The organism is Bradyrhizobium sp. UFLA05-153 (assembly GCF_054185185.1).
Genome location: NZ_JBBIAM010000123.1, coordinates 20,262 through 27,063, shown reverse-complemented (window position 1 = coordinate 27,063; position 6,802 = coordinate 20,262). Strand labels below are relative to the sequence as shown.

The window sequence follows — 6,802 nt, the reverse complement described above, 5'->3', positions numbered from 1 at the left end:
GGCGTGCATGGCGTGCCGGTCGTGGCGGCGATCATCGCATGCGCCTCGGTCAGCCCGATCGGCCCGTGCTCGAGATCGACGATGATCCAATCGAGCGAGCGCGCCATGATCTGCACGGTTTGCACGCTCGGAATGGTCGCGATTGCTCCGAAGGCGGGACGGCCTTCACGCCAGAGCTGGCGGAGACGGTTGAGTGGCGTTGATGTGGCTGACATGGCGCAGAACCTGCGGGATAGAGGCGGCGCAACCTAGCAGCGTGCCAGCGACGCGAAAAGTCAGGCCGGGACGCGCCCGCCGAAGAATGGTGTCAACGCGGGCCCCAAGGTATGGGTGCGCTTGGACGTGAAAACGATTTCGGCGCCGGACTGGACGAGATCGGTGACGCACGGGCCGAGCAGGTCCGAAACGCGGCGGGCGATCGCCGGGGCCGGATCGATCCAATTCACGGGCCAAGGTGCGAGCTTGATCAACCGGTCAAGCAGCAGCGGATAATGCGTGCAGGCGAGCACGATCGTGTCGGTGCGCGCAGTCGCATCCTCGGGGTTTCCGACGAAACAAGGCTTCAGTTCGGCGAAGATATCGCCGTCGCTGATCGCGTTTCCGCTGAGCGCTGCCTCCGCAAGAGAAGCGAGCTCGGGCGAGCCGACCAGCGTCACCTCGCAGCCCTGGCCGTGATCCCGGATCAGCGCCTGGGTGTACTCGCGTTTGACGGTGGCCTTGGTGCCGAGCACCGAGACGCGCCGTGTCTGCGACTGCGCACAGGCAGGCTTGATCGCCGGCACCGTGCCCACGAATGGCACGCGATAGGCAGCACGCAAGTGGCTCATGACCGAAACGGACATGGTGTTGCAGGCGATCACCATCAGGTCAGGCTTGTGTGCTGCGATCAGATCGCCGACCAGAGGCACCACGCGGGCGATGATCTCGTCCTCGCTGTGATGGCCGTAGGGGAAGAAGGCGTCGTCGGCGACGTAGACGTAATGCGCGTCGGGGCGCGCCGCGACGACCTCGCGCAGCACGGTGAGCCCGCCAAGGCCGGAATCGAACACCAATATGGTCGGGGAGTCTGTCACGCGGTTACCCTAGCCGTGCCATGGTTACCATTCGGTTTTTGGGTCGGTTTTTGGGGCGCTTTTGCGGCGAACGCGGGTGCAGCCCAATTTTGAACGATTCAAATCGCCTCGATGGCGCTCGCCCGCTATCAGATCGCGCCATGCTGCGCCGCAGTTGGGGACATCCGCAGAATTCGGGGGCCGACATGATCAGAAACACCAATGCCGGCTGGGGCAGTATCTCCCGCTGGTTTCACTGGATCTTGGCGATCGCGATCATCGGCATGATCGGCTTCGGCTGGTGGGTCAACCACGTGCCGGAGAGGCCCGATCGCTTCTTCTACCGCTCGATCCACGCTGATATCGGCTACATGGTTCTGCTGCTCACCGTCATTCGCCTGGCTTGGCGCATCGGCAACCCGACGCCGTCGCTGCCGGGCGACAGCCGTCCCTGGCAGAAGTTCGCCGCGCGCATCAGCCACGCCGCGCTCTATCTCATCGTCATCCTGGTCGCGATGCTCGGCTGGGCACATTCCGGCGCGCATGCGCCCGACTACTCCAGCTTCTTCGGCCTGTTTCACGTGCCGCAATTCACCTCGCCCGACCGCGAGGCAGCGCGCGCCTACGAAGACCGCCACATCCTCTTTGCCTATGTGCTCTTGGCACTGATCGTGGTTCACGTCGCCGCTACCGCCTGGCATCACTACATCCGCCGCGACCGCGTCGCGGTGCGGATGCTGACGGAGGAAGCGAAGGCGGGGTAGGGAGGCAGCTCTGTTGCGTGCTGCTCGCCTCAATGTCACGCGGGGCATGACGATCGCGAGCGTTGCTTTCTCGTCTATCCCCACTGTCATTGCGAGCGCAGCGAAGCAATCCAGAATACCTCAGCGGAAAGACTCTGGATTGCTTCGCTTCGCTCGCAATGACGAAGCAAGGTGCGAGAGCCCCGCTCGGGAGCGGGGCTCGGTTTTGTTATTCTATTCTTTTTCATTGCCCGGAGACTGGTTGGGGCTCCGAGCCGGCGCCTGCGCGCCTTGACCTTGGCCCGTCGTCGATGATGACGACCCGCTGTTCGGATTGGCGTTCGGCTGATCGCCGCCTTGGTCCACGGTGGACCGGTTCTGCGAAGGGGCAGCCTGTCCGGTCGTGCTCTGTTGTGCAGATGGCTGTTGCGTTCCAGCCTGACCGGTCGTCGTCGATTGGTTCTGCGGCGCCGGTGCGTTCGCCTGGCCGGTCGTCTGTCCAGGCGTGCCCTGCTGCGGGGAAGGCTGCTGGGTGCCGGCTTCACCTTGGGTTTGGCCTTGTGTTTGGCCCTGACCGACTGTCGAGGACTGGCTTGCACCCTGGATCCTGTTCGACAGGCCAAGCGCTGCGACCGTTCGCGTGTCGATGCTGCCGCTCGTCTCGATGCCCTGCTGCCGCTGGAACGTGATCAGGGCCTCACGTGTCCGAGACCCAAGCACGCCATCTGCCTCTCCGACCAGCAAGCCCCTATCGATCAGGACGTGTTGCACCTCGCGGATCTCCGCTGAACTCAGATTGAGCGCTGCGACGCTGCCGCTGCTGCTTGCGTGGCTGTAACGGACCCGCGGCCCGACCGGGACGACGTCGACCACCCGGCGCTCCCGATCGAGGAACACGACTTCATCCTCGACGACGAAGAAGCTGTCATCGCGATAGTACGGGAACACATCGATGAGGGCAGGGAACGCCGCGACTGAGGCGACCGTGAAGCTCGCGGGCACCACCACGCCCCGATTGACCGCGAAGTCGACCGCGTTCGCGTTCACGCGCGGAGCGTTGCTGGCGGACAGTACCGACTGCTGCACCGTGGTTTGCTGTTGCGCCGTGACTGGGCGACCCGCGAGACTTTCAGTGCCTTGCGCAGCAACGTTGGCCTGGCCCTGAGTCTGGGCGGGAGCGGTGGCTTGGCCCCGGGTCTGGCCCTGATTGGCAGTGTCAGTCTGGCCTTGGGGTGTCGTGCCCGTCTGCCGCAGTGGTGCCGCGCCGGTCGTGTTCTGGCCCGCTTTGCTCTGGCCTGATGTTGCTTTGCTTTGGCCTGTTGTCGTTGCGCTCTGTCCCTGTGTCACACCGGTCCGGTTTTGCTGCTGCTGGCTCTGGCGCGTTTCAGCTCCGGTTGCACGCTGGCCTGTTTCGGAACGACGAATCTGCTCCTTGTCGCGTTTTCCCTGACCGATGGCCTGACTTCCCTGAGTCTGCCCGCGCTGGGTTTGCTCTCGTCCGAGTTGCCGCTCGCTCCTCTCTGCCGCGCGACCGCCTTCTCTCGAGGATTGCCCTGTGGTCTGGTGCTGCATTTGCTCGCCACGCTGAGCCGGACCCTGGCCGATGTGCCCCTCGCTCGGACCTTCCGCCCGTCCACGGCCCTGCGCCAACCCTTCGCCGCGCGATGGGCGGGCAGAGCCTCGATGCATTTCACCGCCCGACTGGCTTGCGGATGAGCCGGCAGACATTCCGTGTTCTCCGGCGCCAACCGTCCCGCCACCCATGCTGCCGCCTTCCCGCATGCCTTGTGCTGACGCCAGACTGACGCTTGCCAAGAGCATAGCCGTGGTCAGCAGAAATTTGTTCTTTGCGATTCTACGTTCCATCATCTCCTCCGATTTCATTCGCCTTCGATTTCTCCTGGCGATTGTCTCTTTTGCTATTTTCTTCTTGCGATCTGGCTCAGTGCGTTCGATCCGTTGTCGGACGGTGCGCTGTTCAGCTTGCTTGAGCCGCTGATCGCGATCGCATTCAGGAAACACCACACCTGCGCGTAGCGCACCGGCGCGTTCCTGGCGCATCAGAGCAAGGAAGTTCCCGAGACTTCGCACCGCTCTGACAACGCCCAACAGCCCCGCCGGGCCGCTGTTCCTGTCGAGCCTGGCTTGCGACATTTCGGCCTACGGCCTGTCGCCCAGGCCTTCTGGTTCCGGGGGACTGTGCGGCAGCATCATCGGCCCGCGCGCTTTTACGCGATCCTGTTCGTGGTCGTCGCCCGTTCGGCCTTGAGCTGCTCCTGCAAGCGCGAGATGTTCTCGAGCAGACGCTGGCTGGCGAGGACCAGGAAGTAGTAGCCGAACTGCGGATCCTGGAAGTAGATCTCGAGCAGCCGTTCATAGGTGATGGTCAGCACCTGGCCGTCCTCGATGCACTCCACCGTTCCGGTGCGCTGGTTGTTCGGCGTCAGGAAGCCGAGCTCGCCCATCAGGCGGCCAGGCGGGATCTCGATGTTGAGCTCCTTGACCAGAAACTTGCCGGTCACCGTCAGGAACATCTCGTTGGCGGGGTCGTGTAGCTTGAAGAGGGTGTCACCACGGCGGTATTTGCGCTCGGTCATGAAGGGCTTCAGCCATTCCATTGACATGTCGCCCTGCGTCGCGTGGCGCGCCTTCTTCACGAGCTTGAGCATTTGGCGGAGGCGAATGCCGTTGATGGGGACGAGCAAAAGATACAGCAGGAAAGTCGAGGCGTTTCCGGAGAGCAAGCCATAGGCAGCGAAGAACGCGCAACCGATCATGTTGGCGACCCGCAGCGGCACCATGGTCTGCATCAGAAGCGTTGCGACAAGGAACGTCGCGCCGACGACGGCGAACAGATTGGCCAGCGTGATATTGGCCAGGAAGATTTCCAGCAGGCGGTTGAACAGGGCGTCGTAGGTGATGTTGTTGGGATCGAGGCCCATCTGCATCAGGATCTTCGCGACCCTGAGATTGTCCGCAGCCGTATCGAGAATGCGGTTCAAAATCGACGAGATATCTGCGTTGGACGTCATCATATTTCCCCACGCCTCAAGCCGTCGGTGCTTTTCGGATACAGATAATCGAAATCGATCGTTTGAGTAAGATGACCGGCGGATTCGATGCAAGCGGCCAATTCTAGCCCGCGCGGCGGTTTCGGCAATTGTCCACTCGTCGGGCCCGAAAAACCGGTCCGACCGGGAGGGCGGAACGGGCTCCGGTCGAGGCCGTTAGCACTGAAAGCAATGTCCGGTGAGCAGTCATGTCCGATTCTTGCGACTATTTTCGTGAGCACGCGATCGTGGCCACCCGCAAGGCGCGTGCCTTGCCGGCGGGACCGGCAAAGCGCAAGCAGCGAACCGTCGCGCGCGTCTATCATCTCTTGTCCAGGGAGGCGGCGTTCGCGCCCAATATCCATCATCTGGATGAATTTCGCGCGGCGCGGCGCCTGGAGCGGCAGATCACGGGGACCGGTTGATCGTTGGGAGACTTGTGATGCCTTACCCGACTGACGAGCAGATTCGCGCACGCACCCACAGCTCTGGGAAGAAGCCGAGCGGCCGAAGGGCCGGCACCGAGCTGAGCACGCGCTCACCGACGCCGAACGATGGTCCGCAGGCAATGACCGGGCCCACGCCCACCAACCTGCCTGGCTGAGCGGGCTTTGACGACGTGGAATGGTCGTCAGCGCCGTCTGCTGCAATTCTGTGCAGCGGTTCGATGACAGCTTGACGAAAGCGACAGCAAATTTTGCAGTCTGGAAATCCCTGTCCCGACCACTATGCTCGTTGGTGCGGTCGGCTTGCTGCATCGCCGCGCCGCGAGGGAGATGGTATGCGCACAACATCGGTCGGCGTCGTTCGAATTGCCACCAAAGGGCCGGGCGACGTGGCAGGCCTTTTGGGGTTGATCGAGCAGGGCGAGATCGATCCGAACGCGATCCTCGCGGTCCTGGGCAAGACCGAGGGCAATGGCGGCGTCAACGATTTTACGCGCGAGTATGCCGTGGCGGCGCTCTGCGCGGCGCTCGCGCCGCATATCGGGCTCGAGCCTCATCAGGTCGAGCAGCGCATCGCCTTCGTGATGTCAGGCGGCACCGAAGGCGTGCTGAGCCCGCACATCACCGTGTTCACGCGCCAAATCATCGCGCAACCGTCCGCCGGCCTTGCCGGAAAGCGGCTCAGCATCGGCATGGCACAGACCCGGGATTTCCTCCCCGAGGAGCTCGGCCGCAGCGCGCAGATCGGGGAAACGGCGAAAGCGGTGGCATCAGCCATGGCGGATGCCGGCATCACCGAGCCGAAAGACGTGCATTTCGTCCAGATCAAATGCCCGCTTCTGACCAGCGACCGTGTCGAGGCGGCCTCCGCGCGCGGCAACACAACCGTGACGACAAGTGCCTACACCTCGATGGCCTATTCGCGCGGCGCCTCTGCGCTCGGGGTTGCGGTAGCGCTCGGCGAGATCGATGGCGGGATCCGCGACGAGGACGTGCTGCGGCGGTTCGAGCTGTTTTCGTCGGTGGCCTCGACATCGGCGGGGATCGAATTGATGCACAACGTCGTCATCGTACTCGGCAACTCGGCGTCTTCGGCGAGCACGTTCGAGATCGGCCATGCCGTCATGCATGACGCTATTGATGCCACTGCCGTGATCGAGGCGCTCGCAAGCGTGGGGTTAAAGGCCGGATCGACGGCGGATACGGGCCGCGAGCTCGTCAATATCTTCGCCAAGGCGGAGGCCTCGCCGAACGGCAGCGTACGCGGCTTTCGCCACACGATGCTGGAGGATACCGACATCAGCGCGACACGGCATGCCCGCGCCGCAGTTGGCGGCCTGATCGGCGGTCTTGCAGGAACCGGCGCCGTCTACGTCTCCGGCGGGGCCGAGCACCAGGGGCCTCCGGGCGGCGGCCCTGTTGCCGCCATCGTGCGGGTCGCCGATGATTCCGGTTGAGCGCGGTGGAGGGAGTATCCCCGTGCTCATCGGCGTTCGGCCGGCTGACGTCGG

General features: G+C 63.6%; 6 protein-coding genes and 1 pseudogene. 3 read left to right on the top strand and 4 right to left on the bottom strand.

Annotated features, from left to right (window positions below; all coding sequences use genetic code 11):
* Window positions 1–215, bottom strand: a pseudogene (locus Q2941_RS42050) (HpcH/HpaI aldolase family protein); the annotation flags it as partial.
* Window positions 216–275: 60 nt separating this feature from the next.
* Entirely contained in the window at window positions 276–1,073 is a 798-nt protein-coding gene (gene murI / locus Q2941_RS42045) for a glutamate racemase (protein ID WP_458196182.1), read from the bottom strand.
* Window positions 1,074–1,258: 185 nt separating this feature from the next.
* On the opposite strand from murI, the gene Q2941_RS42040 reads away from it, so the two are divergent.
* Window positions 1,259–1,816 (top strand): cytochrome b, encoded by a 558-nt coding sequence (locus Q2941_RS42040; protein WP_027525367.1) that lies wholly within the window; start codon window positions 1,259–1,261, stop codon window positions 1,814–1,816.
* A 213-nt stretch (window positions 1,817–2,029) separates the two neighbouring features.
* On the opposite strand, the gene Q2941_RS42035 is transcribed toward Q2941_RS42040, so the two are convergent.
* Together Q2941_RS42035 and Q2941_RS42030 are read right to left on the bottom strand one after the other, a co-directional pair.
* Window positions 2,030–3,856 carry a peptidoglycan-binding domain-containing protein gene (locus tag Q2941_RS42035; protein ID WP_458196181.1) on the bottom strand — a complete coding sequence of 609 codons (1,827 nt, stop codon included), beginning with the start codon at window positions 3,854–3,856 and terminating at the stop codon, window positions 2,030–2,032.
* Between the two features lie 167 nt (window positions 3,857–4,023).
* On the bottom strand, window positions 4,024–4,830 hold the full coding sequence (locus tag Q2941_RS42030) for a Crp/Fnr family transcriptional regulator (RefSeq protein ID WP_027525366.1): 807 nt from the start codon (window positions 4,828–4,830) through the stop codon (window positions 4,024–4,026).
* A gap of 224 nt (window positions 4,831–5,054) precedes the next feature.
* Here Q2941_RS42030 and Q2941_RS42025 point away from each other — a divergent pair, with 224 nt between their 5' ends.
* Window positions 5,055–5,270: a hypothetical protein gene (locus Q2941_RS42025; RefSeq protein WP_027525365.1), complete on the top strand. Its 216-nt coding sequence runs from the start codon at window positions 5,055–5,057 to the stop codon at window positions 5,268–5,270.
* A 356-nt stretch (window positions 5,271–5,626) separates the two neighbouring features.
* Entirely contained in the window at window positions 5,627–6,748 is a 1,122-nt protein-coding gene (atzD, locus tag Q2941_RS42020) for a cyanuric acid amidohydrolase (protein WP_027525364.1), read from the top strand.
* The last annotated feature ends 54 nt before the right edge of the window (window positions 6,749–6,802 follow it).